At 65.3% G+C, this 14,558-nt stretch carries 14 protein-coding genes; 3 read left to right on the top strand and 11 right to left on the bottom strand.

Features of this window, described 5'->3' with window-relative positions:
- The first annotated feature begins 93 nt into the window (after positions 1-93).
- The gene (locus FHW81_RS09565; RefSeq protein ID WP_003095904.1) at positions 94-555 is read left to right on the top strand and encodes a UPF0158 family protein; all 462 of its coding nucleotides are present in this window, start codon (positions 94-96) and stop codon (positions 553-555) included.
- 7 nt (positions 556-562) lie between these two features.
- On the opposite strand, the gene FHW81_RS09560 is transcribed toward FHW81_RS09565, so the two are convergent.
- The 7 genes from FHW81_RS09560 to pip all read right to left on the bottom strand — a co-directional run bounded on the left by FHW81_RS09560 (position 563) and on the right by pip (position 9,373).
- Positions 563-1,297 carry an amino acid ABC transporter ATP-binding protein gene (locus FHW81_RS09560; protein WP_003095906.1) on the bottom strand — a complete coding sequence of 245 codons (735 nt, stop codon included), beginning with the start codon at positions 1,295-1,297 and terminating at the stop codon, positions 563-565.
- On the bottom strand, positions 1,290-2,252 hold the full coding sequence (locus FHW81_RS09555; protein WP_003103450.1) for an amino acid ABC transporter permease: 963 nt from the start codon (positions 2,250-2,252) through the stop codon (positions 1,290-1,292). The genes FHW81_RS09560 and FHW81_RS09555 overlap by 8 nt, the downstream gene beginning before the upstream one ends.
- Before the next feature lie 65 nt (positions 2,253-2,317).
- Positions 2,318-3,118: a transporter substrate-binding domain-containing protein gene (locus FHW81_RS09550; RefSeq protein WP_003095910.1), complete on the bottom strand. Its 801-nt coding sequence runs from the start codon at positions 3,116-3,118 to the stop codon at positions 2,318-2,320.
- Positions 3,119-3,355: 237 nt separating this feature from the next.
- Complete coding sequence (gene mdoH / locus FHW81_RS09545) at positions 3,356-5,941, bottom strand: glucans biosynthesis glucosyltransferase MdoH (RefSeq protein ID WP_023089706.1); 2,586 nt, start codon at positions 5,939-5,941, stop codon at positions 3,356-3,358.
- Positions 5,934-7,511, bottom strand: coding sequence for a glucan biosynthesis protein G (locus FHW81_RS09540; protein WP_003095915.1), 1,578 nt, complete (start codon positions 7,509-7,511; stop codon positions 5,934-5,936). The genes mdoH and FHW81_RS09540 overlap by 8 nt, the downstream gene beginning before the upstream one ends.
- Positions 7,512-7,967: 456 nt before the next feature.
- A complete protein-coding gene (gene dtd, locus FHW81_RS09535; protein ID WP_003103447.1) occupies positions 7,968-8,405 on the bottom strand; it encodes a D-aminoacyl-tRNA deacylase in 438 nt (145 codons plus the stop codon).
- Entirely contained in the window at positions 8,402-9,373 is a 972-nt protein-coding gene (pip, locus tag FHW81_RS09530; protein ID WP_003095918.1) for a prolyl aminopeptidase, read from the bottom strand. The genes dtd and pip overlap by 4 nt, the downstream gene beginning before the upstream one ends.
- 181 nt (positions 9,374-9,554) lie before the next feature.
- On the opposite strand from pip, the gene FHW81_RS09525 reads away from it, so the two are divergent.
- On the top strand, positions 9,555-10,031 hold the full coding sequence (locus FHW81_RS09525; protein ID WP_003095920.1) for an NUDIX domain-containing protein: 477 nt from the start codon (positions 9,555-9,557) through the stop codon (positions 10,029-10,031).
- A 4-nt stretch (positions 10,032-10,035) separates the two neighbouring features.
- On the opposite strand, the gene FHW81_RS09520 is transcribed toward FHW81_RS09525, so the two are convergent.
- From FHW81_RS09520 to FHW81_RS09510, 3 genes are read right to left on the bottom strand one after another with little or no spacing between them, the layout of a single operon-like run.
- Positions 10,036-10,935 carry a transporter substrate-binding domain-containing protein gene (locus tag FHW81_RS09520; RefSeq protein WP_003103446.1) on the bottom strand — a complete coding sequence of 300 codons (900 nt, stop codon included), beginning with the start codon at positions 10,933-10,935 and terminating at the stop codon, positions 10,036-10,038.
- Positions 10,936-10,977: 42 nt separating this feature from the next.
- Positions 10,978-11,328, bottom strand: coding sequence for a RidA family protein (locus tag FHW81_RS09515; protein ID WP_003095925.1), 351 nt, complete (start codon positions 11,326-11,328; stop codon positions 10,978-10,980).
- Positions 11,329-11,353: 25 nt separating this feature from the next.
- The gene (locus FHW81_RS09510) at positions 11,354-12,604 is read right to left on the bottom strand and encodes a D-amino acid dehydrogenase (RefSeq protein WP_003103445.1); all 1,251 of its coding nucleotides are present in this window, start codon (positions 12,602-12,604) and stop codon (positions 11,354-11,356) included.
- Between the two features lie 64 nt (positions 12,605-12,668).
- Between FHW81_RS09510 and FHW81_RS09505 the strand changes: the two genes are divergently transcribed.
- A complete protein-coding gene (locus tag FHW81_RS09505) occupies positions 12,669-13,625 on the top strand; it encodes a LysR family transcriptional regulator (RefSeq protein WP_003121218.1) in 957 nt (318 codons plus the stop codon).
- 62 nt (positions 13,626-13,687) lie between these two features.
- On the opposite strand, the gene FHW81_RS09500 is transcribed toward FHW81_RS09505, so the two are convergent.
- Positions 13,688-14,557: a tetratricopeptide repeat protein gene (locus FHW81_RS09500; RefSeq protein WP_073658739.1), complete on the bottom strand. Its 870-nt coding sequence runs from the start codon at positions 14,555-14,557 to the stop codon at positions 13,688-13,690.
- Position 14,558 lies beyond the last annotated feature (1 nt).

Here is a 14,558-nt window from a genome sequence, read left to right as displayed (position 1 = left end):
TCCTTGCATCGGCAGCCCCTCCCGTCCATCGAAAGCGGACAGGAGGGGCACCTTTGCGTAGGATCAGGCTTTCGCCTTTTGGGAGATGACGCCATGCGCCCGATGACCATCGATATCGACGAACTGGCCTTCGCCCTGGATACCCCGGGAATCGACCACTACCTCGACCTGTACAGCGGCAAGGTGCTGCTGATCTCCGCCGAGGCGCCCGATCCCGAACTGGACGCATTGCTGGAAAACGAGCCGGAACGCCTGCTGCTGATCGACCCGCTGAGCACCACCCAGTCGCTGGGACTGATGCAGGATTTCCTCCGCGAGGTGGAAGAGCCGCACGCCTATGCGACGCTCGCCAACGCGCTGCAGAGCCGCAAGCCGTTCAAGGCCTTCAAGCACTCTCTGATGGAGTACCCGGAACTGTTGCAGGACTGGTACCGCTACCAGAACGAGCGCCTGCGCGAATGGGCGCTGGACTGGCTGGAGGACAACGATATCCAGCCGGCCGCGCGGCAGAGTCCGACGTCGCTCCTGCCGCCGCCGGGCAAGCCGTTCGCCTAGCGCGGTACTAGAGGACCTGGCGGAGGAAGGCCTGGGCCCGCGGGTCCTGCGGATTGTCGAAGAACTGCGCCGGCGGCGCGTCCTCCAGCAGCTTGCCGTGGTCGAAGAACAGCACGCGGTCGGCCACTTCGCGGGCAAAGCCCATCTCGTGGGTCACGCAGACCATGGTCATGCCTTCCACGGCCAGGGTCTTCATGACGTCGAGGACTTCGCCGACCATCTCCGGATCGAGCGCCGAGGTCGGTTCGTCGAACAGCATCACCTTGGGGTCCATGCACAACGCGCGAGCGATCGCCACGCGCTGCTGCTGGCCGCCGGACAGGCGCGAGGGATATTCGTCGGCCTTCTGCCCGATGCCGACCTTGGCCAGCAGCGCCCGCGCCTTGGCCTCGCGCTCGGCCTTGCCGCGCTTGCGCACCACGCGTTGGGCCAGGCAGAGGTTCTCGAGCACGGTCATGTGCGGGAACAGGTTGAAATGCTGGAACACCATGCCGACTTCGCGGCGGTAGGCATTGATGTCGGTCCTCGGGTCGGCCAGGTCGACGCCGTCGATGCTCACCGAGCCTTCGTCGAACTCCTCCAGGCCGTTCAGGCAGCGCAGGAAGGTCGACTTGCCGGAACCGGACGGACCGATCACCACCAGTACCTCGCCCCTGGCCACGCGGGTACTCACGTCGTCCACCGCGCGCACTACCTGGCCGCGGGTATCGAAGACCTTCAGCAGGTTGCGTACTTCAATCACTTTGTCCGAGCCTCCGCTCCAGTCGGGATGCCATGTGCGAAAGGGGCAGGTTCAACAGCAGGTACAACGCGGCGACGCAGAACCAGATCTCGAAGGTGGAGAACGAGGTGGTGATCGCCTCGCGGCCGCTCTTGGTCAGTTCGGTGATGGCGATCACCGAGACCAGCGAGGTGTCCTTGACCAGGCTGATGAACTGCCCGGCCAGCGGCGGCAGCACGCGCTTGAAGGCCTGCGGCAGGATCACGTAGCGCATCGACTGGCCGGCGTTCAAGCCCAGGGAGCGGGCGGCCTCGTTCTGTCCGCGGGCGATGGACTGCACGCCGGCCCGGATGATCTCGGCCACGTAGGCGCCGGTGAACAGCGCCAGCGCCGCAACCCCGGCGAACTCGCGGGACAGGTTGAGCACGGTGCCGATGAAGAAGTAGAAGATGAAGATCTGCACCAGCAACGGCGTGCCGCGCACCAGTTCGACGTAGATCGTCGACAGGTCGTGCAGGGTCGGGTTCTTCGACAGCCGGCAGAGGCCGGCGACCAGGCCGATAGCCAGACCGATGGCACCGGACACCAGCGATAGCCAGAGGGTGGTCCACAGACCCCAGAGCAGTGGGCCGGCGGCCCAGTGGCGGGTCACCCCGACCGCGTCGCCCTCGGCCACGTCGTCGCCTTCGGAGAATTGCAGGCTGTCCTGGGCGACGGTCACGACCTGCTTCTCGCCGCTCTCGCCAAGCAGCGTGACGCGCGCGTCCCTGCCCTGTTCCTCGATAGCCTCGACCCGGCCGATCTCGTTGGCCCGTAAAGGCTCCTCGGCCTGGTAGGCGAAGTACTGCGGAACGCGGTTCCAGCGCCATTCATAGGAAATCAGCGAGGTGGAGAACCACAGCGCCCAGGCCAGGACCAGCAGGATCAGCCCGGTCAGCAGGTGCCAGGGCCAGACGGAACGTTTCTTCTTGGTCACGGAAACTCTCTCGAACGATGGAATGCGCAGGTACGACGGCCCCCTTCGCGGGGGCCGTCAGCGGTTCATTCCATTTCCTTCAGCCACTCGGTGTTCTTGAACCACTTGTCGTGGATGCGCTGATAGGTGCCGTCTTCGCGGATCTGATGGAGGAAGTTGTTGATGAAATTGATGCTGTCGTAGTCGCCTTTCTTCAGGCCGAACGCCAGCGGCTCGTAGGTGAACGGCTGGTCGAGGTAGACCAGCTTGCCGGCGCCGAACTTGCTCACCGCCACCACGTTGTAGGGCGAGTCGTAGATGAAGGCGTCAGCCTTGCCGTTGACCACGTCCATCACCGCTTCCGGCTCGTTGTCGAAGCCGTGGTACTTGGCCTTGCTGATCAGCTTGCGGGCAACGATCTCACCGGTGGTGCCGATCTTCGAGGTGATGCTGTACTGCGGATCGTTCAGGTCCTTGTAGGACTTGATCTTGCCTTCCAGTTCCTTGCGCACCAGCAGGGTCTGGCCGACCACGATGAAGGGCTCGGAGAAGTTCAGGCGCAGGTTGCGCTCCTGGGTCAGGGTCATGCCCGAGCCGATCATGTCGAACTTGTCGGTCAGCAGCGCCGGGATGATGCCGTCGTAGCTGGTGGAGACCAGCTCCAGCTTGACGCCCATGGACTTGGCCATGGCCTTGAGCAGGTCGACTTCGAAGCCAATGATCTGGCCACGCTTGTTGGTCATCTCGAACGGCATGTAGGTCGGGTCCATGCCGACCCGCAGGGTGCCGCGCTTGACCGCGTCCTCCACCGCGCCGGCCGCCTGGACCGAAGCCACGCCCACCAGGGCGCAGACGCCCAGAACCAATGAAGCAAGATACTTTTTCATTCCCCAATCCCCAGCAGTCTTAGAAACACAGTCGTCGAACGGATGCTCTCGTCGTGTCGCCGTCCCGGGCGGGCAGCAGGCCATGACCGGCTGCGCAAAAGGCGGCCGATAGTACCTCAGCTGGCGAACGATACGAGACTTTCTGGATTGCCGGCGCAGGGTAACAGCAGCGCCGCACGGGGAAAACAGGCAAGAAACAGACCATGCCCCCGGCGGCGTTCCGCCGGGGGCATGGGATCAGGACTGGGCGGCGGGCAGCAAGCCGGCGTCGCCGGGCACTACCTGGGCCAGCGGTACGCTGGCGGCGTGGGGGTCGTCCGCCTCGGCCTTGCGCCAGCGGCCGAGCCAGTCGTCGCGGTCCTCTTCCCAGACCCGCGTATGCAGGCGCGAAAGTGCTACCGGGTCACTCAACAGAGCCAGGCGCGTGGCGCCGTCGAGCTGTTCCGGGCCCTTATCGATGGCCTTGCCGATACGCTCGCCGCGCACCGTCTCGATGGCTTGCGCACGGTTGTGGCGAGCCGTGCCCATGGCGCAGGCCAGGGCGTTGAGCAACGGATCGACGGCGGCCTTGAGGAAGCCATCCTTGAGCGCATGCCAGCGGTTCTCGTAGGTGTACTCGTCGGTGGCGCGCAGCTCGCGCGGCGTGTCGTACTCCTCCGGGATCAGGAACAGCTTTTCGTCGCGGGCGCGCAGGCCCAGCTTCACCCGGCTGGAGATCACCGATACCGGGATCGACAGGATCAGCGAACCGACGATCGGCGACAGCCACCACAGGAAGCGCGGGTTGAGCCAGGCCACCAGCAGGGTCCAGGCGATACCCAGTAGAGTCTGCATGCCGTGCCGGCGGATCGCCTCGCTCCAGGGCGTGGCGTCGTCGTCGCGCTGCGGCGAGTTCCACTGCACCGACCAGCCGAGGAAGGCGGCAAGCACGAAGCGGGTGTGGAAGAGCATGCGCACCGGCGCCAGCAGCACCGAGAAGAACATCTCCAGGAGCATGCTCAGGGTCACCCGGATCACCCCGCCGAAACCCTTGGCGCCCTTGGCCCAGATCAGCATTACGCTGAGCAGCTTGGGCAGGAACAACAGGGTCAGGGTGGTGGAGAACAACGCGATGGCCTTCTCCGGATGCCACTGCGGCCAGATCGGGAACAGCTGCCGCGGTTCCAGGAAGTACTGCGGCTCCATCAGTTGGTGCACCGCCAGCAGCGCGGTGGAAAGCACCAGGAAGAAGAACCACAACGGCGCCGACAGGTAGGACATGACCCCGGTGAGGAACACCGCGCGGTGCACCGGGTGCATGCCCTTGACCAGGAACAGGCGGAAGTTCATCAGGTTGCCATGGCACCAGCGGCGGTCGCGCTTGAGTTCGTCGAGCAGGTTCGGCGGCAGTTCTTCGTAGCTGCCGTCGAGGTCGTAGGCGATCCACACGCCCCAGCCGGCACGGCGCATCAACGCAGCCTCGACGAAGTCGTGGGACAGGATCGCGCCGGCGAACGAGCCCTTGCCCGGCAACGGCGCCAGGGCGCAGTGGTCGATGAAGGGCTGCATGCGGATGATCGCGTTGTGGCCCCAGTAGTGCGACTCGCCGAGTTGCCAGAAGTGCAGGCCGGCGGTGAACAGCGGGCCGTAGACGCGGGTGGCGAACTGCTGCATGCGCGCATACAGGGTGTCCATGCCGGACGCCTTCGGCGCGGTCTGGATGATCCCCGCCTCAGGATTGGCCTCCATCAGGCGTACCAGCTTGGCCAGGCAGTCGCCGCTCATCACGCTGTCGGCGTCCATCACCACCATGTAGCGGTAGTCGCCGCCCCAGCGCCGGCAGAAGTCGTCGATGTTGCCGCTCTTGCGCTTCACCCGACGCCGGCGGCGACGGTAGAAGATCTTGCCGAAGCCTTTGGTCTCGCGGCACAGCTCGAGCCAGGCCTGCTGCTCGGCGACGGCGATATCCGGGTCGTTGGTGTCGCTGAGGACGAAGAAGTCGAAGCGCTCCATCTCGCCGGTGGCGGCCATCGACTCGACGGTCGCCCGCAGGCCGGCGAATACCCGCGGCACGTCTTCGTTGCAGATCGGCATGACGATCGCCGTGCGGGCGTCGGCGGCGATCGGCTCGCTGCCGGCGCTGCTGCCGGAGATCCGGTAGCGGTCACGCCCGGTGAGCAGCTCCCAGAAGCCCATCAGCGCGGTCCAGAAGCCGGCCGAGACCCAGCAGAAGAGGATCGCGAAGAGCGTCAGGATGCCGAACTGGATGACATAGGGCAGCACCTGCTGGACGGTATCCAGCAGGCTCTGCTGGGCCAGCTCCTCCAGGTCGACGAAGGCCCAGCCCTGGTAGGGCAGGATGCCTTTCATGTAGTAGGTGGCGACCGAGGTCTGCGCCAGCATCAACAACAGCAGGATGAACCGGCGCAGCGAGCCGACCCGCTGCCAGCGGGCCCGCGGCAGGGCACGCTTGGGCTTGGGCGGGTTGCTGCGTCCGGTCAGCCGACGCCAGCCGCGCACCAGGATGTTGGTGCGCCAGGGCTCGGGAATCACCTTGGTACGGCGGATCGGCGGGGAAATCTTGAGGAAGGTGCGACCCTGGGCGTCGACGCCGAACATCTCGGCGTCGTCCAGCTCAGGGGTGCCCAGCTGCAGGCGGGCGCGTACCGAGGCCAGGGCGGGATCGCCCCCGGCATCGGCAGCGGCGCCTTCCGCTCCCGCCAGGCGAGCGTGCAGCTCGGAGAAGGAAGCGGACTCGCCAAGCCGCTCCCGCTCCTCTTCCGCCAGGGGAAGATGAGCGAGGTAGTCGGCCAGCGGTGCTTTCGTAGTGGATGGGTTATTCATCGGCAGGCAGCTGATAGCTCCAGGTTTCGCTCAGTGGCTTCTGCGCCTCGTCGACCAGCGCCGCGCGCATTTCCACCGGCTTCTTCGGATCCTTGACCTTGATCCGCAGCGTCAGGCGCCAGCCTTTCAGGACCGGGTTGTAACGCAGGCTGTTCTCCACCACCTCGGCGTTGCTGTCGGTGCTGACCTGGGTGGTCACCGGCGCGTCCGGCGCCAGGTCCTTCAGGGCCGGCCCTTCGAAGTCGACGACCAGGGCGGTGCTGCCGTCCTGCTGGCGGATCAGGTTCTTCTGCTTCACGTCGCCGACCGAGCGCATGGTCTGCTTGACCCAGGAGGATTTCGGGTCGTGCAGCTCGTCTTCATCCATGGTCCAGTGCAGGCGGTAGGCGAAGTCCAGCGGCTTTCCGACCTCAGGCTGGGTCTCGGGGTTCCAGAACGCGACGATATTGTCGTTGGTTTCGTCCGGGGTCGGGATTTCCACCAGTTCCACGGTGCCCTTGCCCCAGTCGCCCTTCGGCTCGATCCAGGCACTCGGACGCAGGTCGTAGCGGTCATCCAGGTCTTCGTAGCGGGAGAACTCGCGGCCGCGCTGGAGCAGGCCGAAGCCTTTCGGGTTCTCCACGCTGAAGGTGCTCACCGACAGGTGCTTCGGATTGTTCAGCGGACGCCACAGCCACTCGCCGTTGCCGGCATGGATCTGCAGGCCGCTGGAGTCATGCAGCTCGGGCCGGAAGTTGTGCTGCTCGGACGGCTGGTTGGAGCCGAACAGGTACATGCTGGTCAGCGGCGCCAGGCCCAGCTTGCTGACCTTGTCGCGGAGGAACACGCGGGCCTGGACATCCATCACCGCATCCTTGCCCGGACGCAGCACGAAGCGGTAGGCGCCGGTGGCCCGCGGCGAGTCGAGCAGGGCGTAGATCACCAGTTGCTTGTCCTGCGCCTTCGGCCGCTCGATCCAGAATTCGCGGAAGCGCGGGAACTCTTCGCCCGAAGGCAGCGCGGTATCGATCGCCAGGCCGCGCGCCGACAGACCGTAGACCTGGCCCTTGCCGACCACGCGGAAGTAGCTCGCGCCAAGGAAGGTGGCGATCTCGTCCTGCTTGTCGGCCTTGTTGATCGGATAGAGCACGCGGAAACCGGCATAGCCGAGATCCTTGGTGGCATTCTCGTCGAACTTCAGGGATCCGAAATCGAACTTGGTGCGATCGTACTTGATCGGCTTGACCGTGGTAGCGGTCACCTCGTTGATCTTCACCGGCGTGTCGAAGTGCATGCCCTGGTGATAGAAGCTCAGCTTGAACGGCGTCTTCAGCTTGCCCCAGTAGGCGCGCTCGTTGATGAAACGGATCTGCTGGTAATCGGCGAATTTCATTTCGCTGAATTCCGATGGCAGGTTGCTGGTCGGCGCGGAATACTTGTCGCCGGCCAGGTCCTTGGCCTTGCTCGCCACGTCGTCGATGCTGAACGCCCATACCGGGGCGGCGACGAATGCCAGCGCGGTCGAGCCGGCAAGCAGCAGGGTGCGCACGCGGGCGCGGAAATCGGTGTTTGAAACGGAACGGAAAATCACGAGGCCCCCTCGTCCGTGAACATGAATTACTGAAGACGCCCTGACCGTTCAGGGGTCTCCGACGGCACCGGAGTGCCGGTCGAACATGGTTTCGCCACATTCGCTGCCAAACCCGATAGATAGCCAGATTTGGCGCGATCTGACAAAAAGAATGCCTGTTTCCAGTCATTCGCGTTACGTGCACCGGGCCTGGAAGACCAGGGGGCATGCCGCTCGTCGGCTAGCGACCCCAGAGGTTCCGACCCTGCCCGGGCGGAATGATTCCCGTCCATTGGGTTGCAGGACGCCCCGCCCGGCATCGGGATGCCGGCCGGCCTGTCCTGTACAGCATGAAATCGGCGTGCGGATGATGCACCGAGGTTGTGACAAAAGGCCATGTATCTGTCACAAAAATTCACCGTTCCGGCCCCGCCATCCCTCCCTGAAGCACCTTGGGGAAAATCCCCTCGACGCCGATCAACTCTCCAGCAGGAAGGTCACCGGCCCGTCGTTGACCAGGTGCACCTGCATGTCGGCGCCGAAACGCCCGGTCGCCACCTGCGGATAGGCCTCCCGCGCCAGTTTCACCAGGTGCTCGAACACCGCCTCTCCTTGCGCCGGCGGCGCCGCGCTGGAGAAGCTCGGACGCAGTCCGCTGCGGGTGTTCGCCGCCAGGGTGAATTGCGAGACCAGCAGCAAGCCGCCCTGCACGTCCAGCAAGGACCGGTTCATCTTGCCCTCGTCGTCGCCGAACACCCTGTAGTTGAGCAGCTTGTGCAGCATCTTCGCCGCGCAACGCTCGCCATCCTCGGGCTCGACCCCGACCAGCACCAGCAGGCCGCGATCGATGGAGCCGACGATTTCGCCGCCAACCTCCACCCGCGCCGCGCCGACGCGCTGCAGCAATGCCTTCATTCGGCCTCCGGCGGCAGGTCGAGCAGTCGCCGGCCGATCTCGTTGGTGGCGCGCACCAGCGCATCGACTATCCCCGGCTCGCTGGCGGTATGCCCGGCGTCGCGGATGATCTGCAGTTCGCTGTTCGGCCAGGCCTGGTGCAAGGCCCAGGCATTGTCCAGGGGACAGATGGCGTCGTAGCGGCCATGCACGATCACGCCAGGCAGATGGGCGATGCGGTGCATGTCCTCGAGCAACTGGTTGGGCCTGAGGAAGCCCTGGTTGACGAAGAAGTGGTTCTCGATGCGCGAGATCGACAGCGCCCTGCCCGGCTCGGTGAAGCGGTCCACCACCATGGGGTTGGGGCGCAGCGTGGCGGTGCGGCCCTCCCAGGTCGACCAGGCCTTGGCAGCGTGCATCTGGGCGATCTGGTCGCTACCGGTCAGGCGCTTGTGGAAGGCCGCCAGCAGGTCGCCGCGCTCTTCCGGCGGGATCGGCGCGACATAGTCTTCCCAATAGTCGGGGAACAGGCGGCTGGCGCCTTCCTGGTAGAACCAGTGGATGTCCTGCGGACGGCAGAGGAAGATGCCGCGCAGGATCAGCGCATGGACCCGCTCGGGATGGGTCTGCGCGTAGGCCAGCGACAGGGTCGAGCCCCAGGAACCGCCGAACAGCACCCACTTCTCGATACCCAGGTGCTCGCGCAGGCGCTCCATGTCCGCCACCAGCTCCCAGGTGCTGTTCTTCTCCAGGCTGGCGTGGGGCGTGGAACGGCCGCAACCGCGCTGGTCGAAGGTGACGATACGGTAGAGGTTGGGATCGAAGAAGCGACGCGACAGGGCATCGCAACCGGAGCCGGGGCCGCCGTGGACGAAGACGACCGGCAGTCCGTCCGGCGAACCGCTTTCGTCGGCATACAGCACATGCGGTTCGTCGACGGCCAGCTCGTGGCGAGCGTAGGGTTTAATTTCCGGATACAGAACTAGCATGATGCGCTCCCGAGGCGATGTGTTCGGCCCCCGGCGCAAACGTCGACAGCGGGGCCCGTCCTTTGCTCTGCCGCGCATGATACTTCGGCGCCGGGAAAAAAACCGAGCGGCTTTCATGTCCGCCCCGGTAGAGGGGAAACCATCAATCCAAGCAACGGCGCCTGGCGCCGGGAGAACGAGCATGGCCGAGGCCTTGCGACACCGTATCCGCGCCGCCGGCCTGCTGGTGGTGGAGCAACGCATCCTGCTGGTCCGCCACGAGGTCGGCGGCGACATCTACTGGATTCCGCCCGGCGGCGGCTTCGAGTCGGAATGCGACGAATCGACGAAGGATACCGTCCGGCGCGAGTTTTTCGAGGAGACCGGCCTGCGGGTGGACGTCGGCCCGCTGGTCTACGTGCGCGAATTCGCCGAACCCGCCGCCGGGCGCTTCCACATGGAGCTGTTCTACCGCATCGACGCCTGGCGTGGCGAGCCGACCCTGGCCAACCTGAAGGGCCTGGGCGGCGACGAGTTCGATATCCGCGAGGTCGGCTGGATCGCCCGCGACGAACTGCCTGGCCTGCCGTCGTTCTATCCGGCCGAACTGGCCGACGACGTCTGGTCGCGCCTGGACGCGCCGACGCCGTCGATCCGCCACCTCGGCCTGCAGCGCTAGACGCTCACTGCACCGGATCGCTGGTGGGGTTCTCGAGGATCGCCTTCAGCTCCGCGGTCATGGGAAACTCCAGGTTCAACCCCTTGGGCGGGATCGGCTGCTGGAACCAGCGCTGGTAGATGCCCTGTATCTCGCCCGAGCGATACAGCCCGGCCAGGGTCTCGTTGACCAGGGCAAGGAACTGCGGGTCGTCCTTGCGCACCATGCAGCTGTAGATCTCCCGCGATTGCGGCTCGCCGACCACCACCCAGTCGTGCGGCTGGCGCGCCTTGGCGCGTTCGCCGTAGAGCAGCGCATCGTCCATGTAGAAGGCCACCGCGCGACCCGATTGCAGCATCTGGAAGGCTTCGCCGTGGTCCTTGGCGCTGACCACGTTCATCCCCAGCTTGTGTTCGGCGTTGTAGTTCTTCAGGTAGCGCTCGTTGGTGGTGCCGGCGGTGGTCACCACGTTCTTGCCCTTGAGGTCGTCGAAGTGGGCGATGCCGCTGTCCTTGCGGGTCAGCAACTGGCCCTTGACGTAGATGAAGCCGTAGGAGAACGCCACCTGTTTCTGCCGCTCGGCGGTGACCCCGGTGGAGCCGCACTCCAGGTCGACGGTGCCATTCTGCACCAGAGGGATACGGGTCTGCGAAGTGACCAGGTTGTACTTCACCTTGAGTTCCGGCTTGCCGAGGGTGCTTTTGAGCCGCTCCACCACCTTGTCGGCCAGTTCCACCGAATAGCCCATGGGCTGGCCGCTGTTATCGCCAAGGTAGGAGAAAGGCACCGAGGCATCGCGATAACCCAGGGTTATCGTGCCGTTGTCGGCAACCTTCTTCAGGGTGCCGCTGAGTTCCTCGGCCTGCGCGGCGCCGATGGCGAGCGACAGGGAGAGTGCGAGAGTGCTGGATACAAGGATTTTCATCGGAGGTTCTGCCTCTTTTTTCTTATGGCTATGGAAAGTAAGTCAGCCCCTGGCCGCCACCACGGTGATCTCCACCAGCACCGACGGACGCGCCAGCTCCGCCTGGACGGTGGTCCGGCTGGGCGCCTGGCCGGTCGGCAACCACTGGGTCCAGACCTCGTTCAGGGCGGCGAAATCGCGGGCGATGTCCTTCAGGTAGATGGTCGCGCTGAGGATACGCTCCTTGCGCGACCCGGCCTCGGCCAGCAGCGCGTCGATCTTCGCCAGCACCTCGCGGGTCTGGCCATGGATATCCTCGGCCTGGCCCGGCACCTGGCCGGAAAGAAATACCAGGGCGTCGAAGCAGACCGCGGCGGACAGGCGGTCGTTGGTGGCGATACGGGTCGGTTCCATGGGAGTGCTCCAGGTCGAGGGGAATTCAGCCAGCCAGCGCGCCGCGCGGAAGCAGGCCAGAGGTATCGATGCTCGGCGGGCGGCGGCCGATCTGCTCGGCCAGCAGGCGCCCGCTGCCGCAGGCCAGGGTGAAGCCGAGCGCGCCGTGGCCGAGGTTGAGCCAGAGGTTGCGGTAGCCGCCGTTGCCCACCAGCGGTACCCCGGTGGGCGTGGCCGGGCGCATGCCGGCCCATTCGACGGCGGCGTCGAAATCGCCGCCCTGCGGGAACGTGTCTCGCGCCTGCTGGCGCAGCAGTGCCAGGCGCGCGGGCTCGAGGCCGGGGTCGAAGCCGACGATGTCGACCATCGCGGCGATCCGCAGCCGCTCGCCGATTCGCGCGTAGACGATCTTGCGGTCGTAATCGGTGATGCTGGTATCCGGCGCGCGGTGCTGCGCGCCGACCGGCAGGGTCAGGCTATAGCCCTTGAGCGGGTATAGCGGCAGGCGCAGGCCCGGCAGCATCAATTCGGCGCTGCGGTAGCCGGCGGCCAGCACCACATGATCGGCCTCGATGAGATCGCCGCCGACCTCGACGCCACGCACCGCCGCGCCGCCCTCGACGATCTTCGTCACCCTGCGGCCATGCAGTTGCCGGCAATGTCCGGAAGCCTGCAAGCGCTCGGCAAGTTGCACGCAGAAGGCATGGCAGTCGGCGACCTCCTCGTCCGGCGTGTGGATGCCGCCGACGAAGGGCGCGTCGGACAGGGCCGGCTCCAACTCGCGGCACTCGGCGGCGGACAGGACGAATTGCGCCGAGGGATCGGCCAGGCCCTGGCGGGCCCGCGCAAAGCTGGCCGGTTGGCGAAACGCCACCAGCTTGCCGTTGCGCCGCCAGTCGAAGCCATCGAGGCCATCCTCCTCGCGCCAGTCCTGCAGGGTGCGCTGGCTGAGCAATGCCAGGCGCAGCAGGTGCGCGGCATTGCGGCGGTTCAGCGAGCCGCGGCAGGCCGCGAGGAAGCCCAGCAGCCAGCGCCACTGCGCCGGATCAAGACGCGGCCGCAGGCGCAACGGCGCATCGTTGCGCAGCAGCCAGCCGAGCGCCTGGGCCGGCACGCCGCTGTCGGCCAATGGCGCCACGTAGCGATAGGACAACTGCCCGCCATTGGCGTAGCTGGTTTCCAGCCCGCCCCGCTCGCGCGCTTCCACCAGGGTCACGTCGAATCCTTCGCGAACCAGGGCGTAGGCCGTGGCCAGGCCGACCACGCCGGCGCCGATGATGCAAACCCGCTGAGCCATGACAATCGTTATCCAGGTGTTTTCCAGGGCTTCGACGATAGGCGCGGATGACAGCGGTAGGACAATGAATAAAGATGGCCAGGGTATAAATCCAGGTTATGGGATCGCGCCGATGAAGCTCCGCCATATCGAAGTGTTCCAGGCGATCCGCCAGGCTGGCTCGGTCAGCGGCGCCGCACAGTTGCTGCATGTGTCCCAACCGGCGGTGAGCAAGGTCCTGCAGCACGCCGAGCAGCAACTGGGCTTCCCGCTGTTCTTGCGAGTGCGCGGCAAGCTGCTGGCGACTCCGGAAGCGCTGGAACTGGAGCGCGAAGTGGCCAAGCTCAGCGATAGCCTGCAGGCGGTGCGGCGCCTGGCGCAGAACCTGCGGCGCCAGCCGGGCCACAGCCTGCGCATCGGCGCCACCCCGGCCCTGGCGCTGTCGCTGCTGCCGCGGGCGATCGGCGAATGGAGCGCGCGCTATCCGCAGAGCGGCTGCGAACTGGCCACCTTGCATTCGCGCGAGCTGGTGCAGGGCCTGCTGATGCGCGAACTGGACCTGGCCCTGAGCCTGAAGCAGCCGGAACACCCCGGCCTGCGCGGCGAAGCCATCGCCAGCGGCGTATTGGTGGCCCTGGCGCCGCGCGAACACTGGCCCGAAGCGGAACGCCGGCAGCCGCTGAGCCTGGCCGGGCTGGCCGGCGAAGCGCTGATCGGGCTGTCCACCGCCGACCCGCTGTTCGCCCGCCTGGAGGATTACCTCAGCGCCGTGGAGCCACCGCCGCAGGTGAAGATCGCCGTGCAGACCTACGCCCTCGCCCGCGCCCTGGTGGAGGCTGGGGCGGGCCTGGCGCTGGTCGATCCCTTCACCGCCCTCGGCGCCGACCCGCACAGCACCGCGATCCGCCCATTGAGCCCGGCCTTCCCGGTCACCCTCTACGCCATCACCCGCGCCGACGAAACCCCGCCGCACACCCTCGCTCCGCTGCTGCGGATGCTCGCCCGCCAGGCCGAGGAGCGTTTGCGGGCCGTGCAGATGTAGCATTTGCCGCCTGGCCTGCCGCTGGAAACCTTGGACGTCGTTCTGGCCCACGCCTCGCGTACTTACCGCTCCGGCTTCCAGTCTGGGTGGTCCGCGTCGTAGCCCTGGGTGGGGTGAGGAGGCAGAGGATGGTCTTCTATCAGATGGGGGAAACGTAAGTCAGGGTCGGCCTCAAGCTTTTTGTAGATTGAATAATACGCTTCTTGCAACTTTTCGTCGGGGGCGTACCACATTGCACTTGCAGGAGGAGTCTCACTTCCGAAGACTCGTGATAGGAAAAAAGCCGCGCTCTTGCCCCCCTGAGAGACTGACGCCTGATAATAAACCAGTGCCTTTGGGAAATTGTGCTCCACTATCTTGTAATACGCTCCCAACTCATAATTAGCCGGCGCATAGCCCTGGCTAGCAGCACAGTGAGTATACGCCAACCCCAAATCCTTTTTTTTGGCCACATATATATAAAGCTTACCTAGTTCGGTTAGCGCCGGCGGATTTCCTAGGCTAGCAGCCTTATCAAGAAAAGTAAGTCCGTCAGTTGCAGGATTCTTGACCCCGGCACGATTACCGATCATTGCCCCCATATTATAGAAACCTTGAGGAATCTTCAGATCGATCATTTTCTGGTAAAGGTCTAGAGCTTTCTGAGTGTCCTTCTCCACACCTCCCGGCCAACCGGTACGATAGAGGTTCGCCAAGTTATGCATGGCCTTCCAGTGGCCACGCTCCACTGCCTTGCTGTAAAGCTCGACGATACGGCCCCAGGGCCGCAGAGTATCGGGCTTGGCCAAGGCGGCTGCTTCGCGGTACCAGACATCGGCTTGCGAATCCAACGGCGGCAGATGGCCTTTTTCATTAACGCAGACAAACGATTTGCTGTTGGCCATCACGGGGACGGCTGCAAGACACAGCACGGCCCAAAGTCCAATAGCCATC

Origin of the sequence: Pseudomonas sp. RC10-4-2, assembly GCF_050433085.1 — a bacterium.
Classification (GTDB): Bacteria; Pseudomonadota; Gammaproteobacteria; order Pseudomonadales; family Pseudomonadaceae; genus Pseudomonas; species Pseudomonas aeruginosa.
The sequence above is the reverse complement of the archived record's forward strand: the minus strand, read 5'-3'. Positions and strand labels throughout refer to the sequence as shown.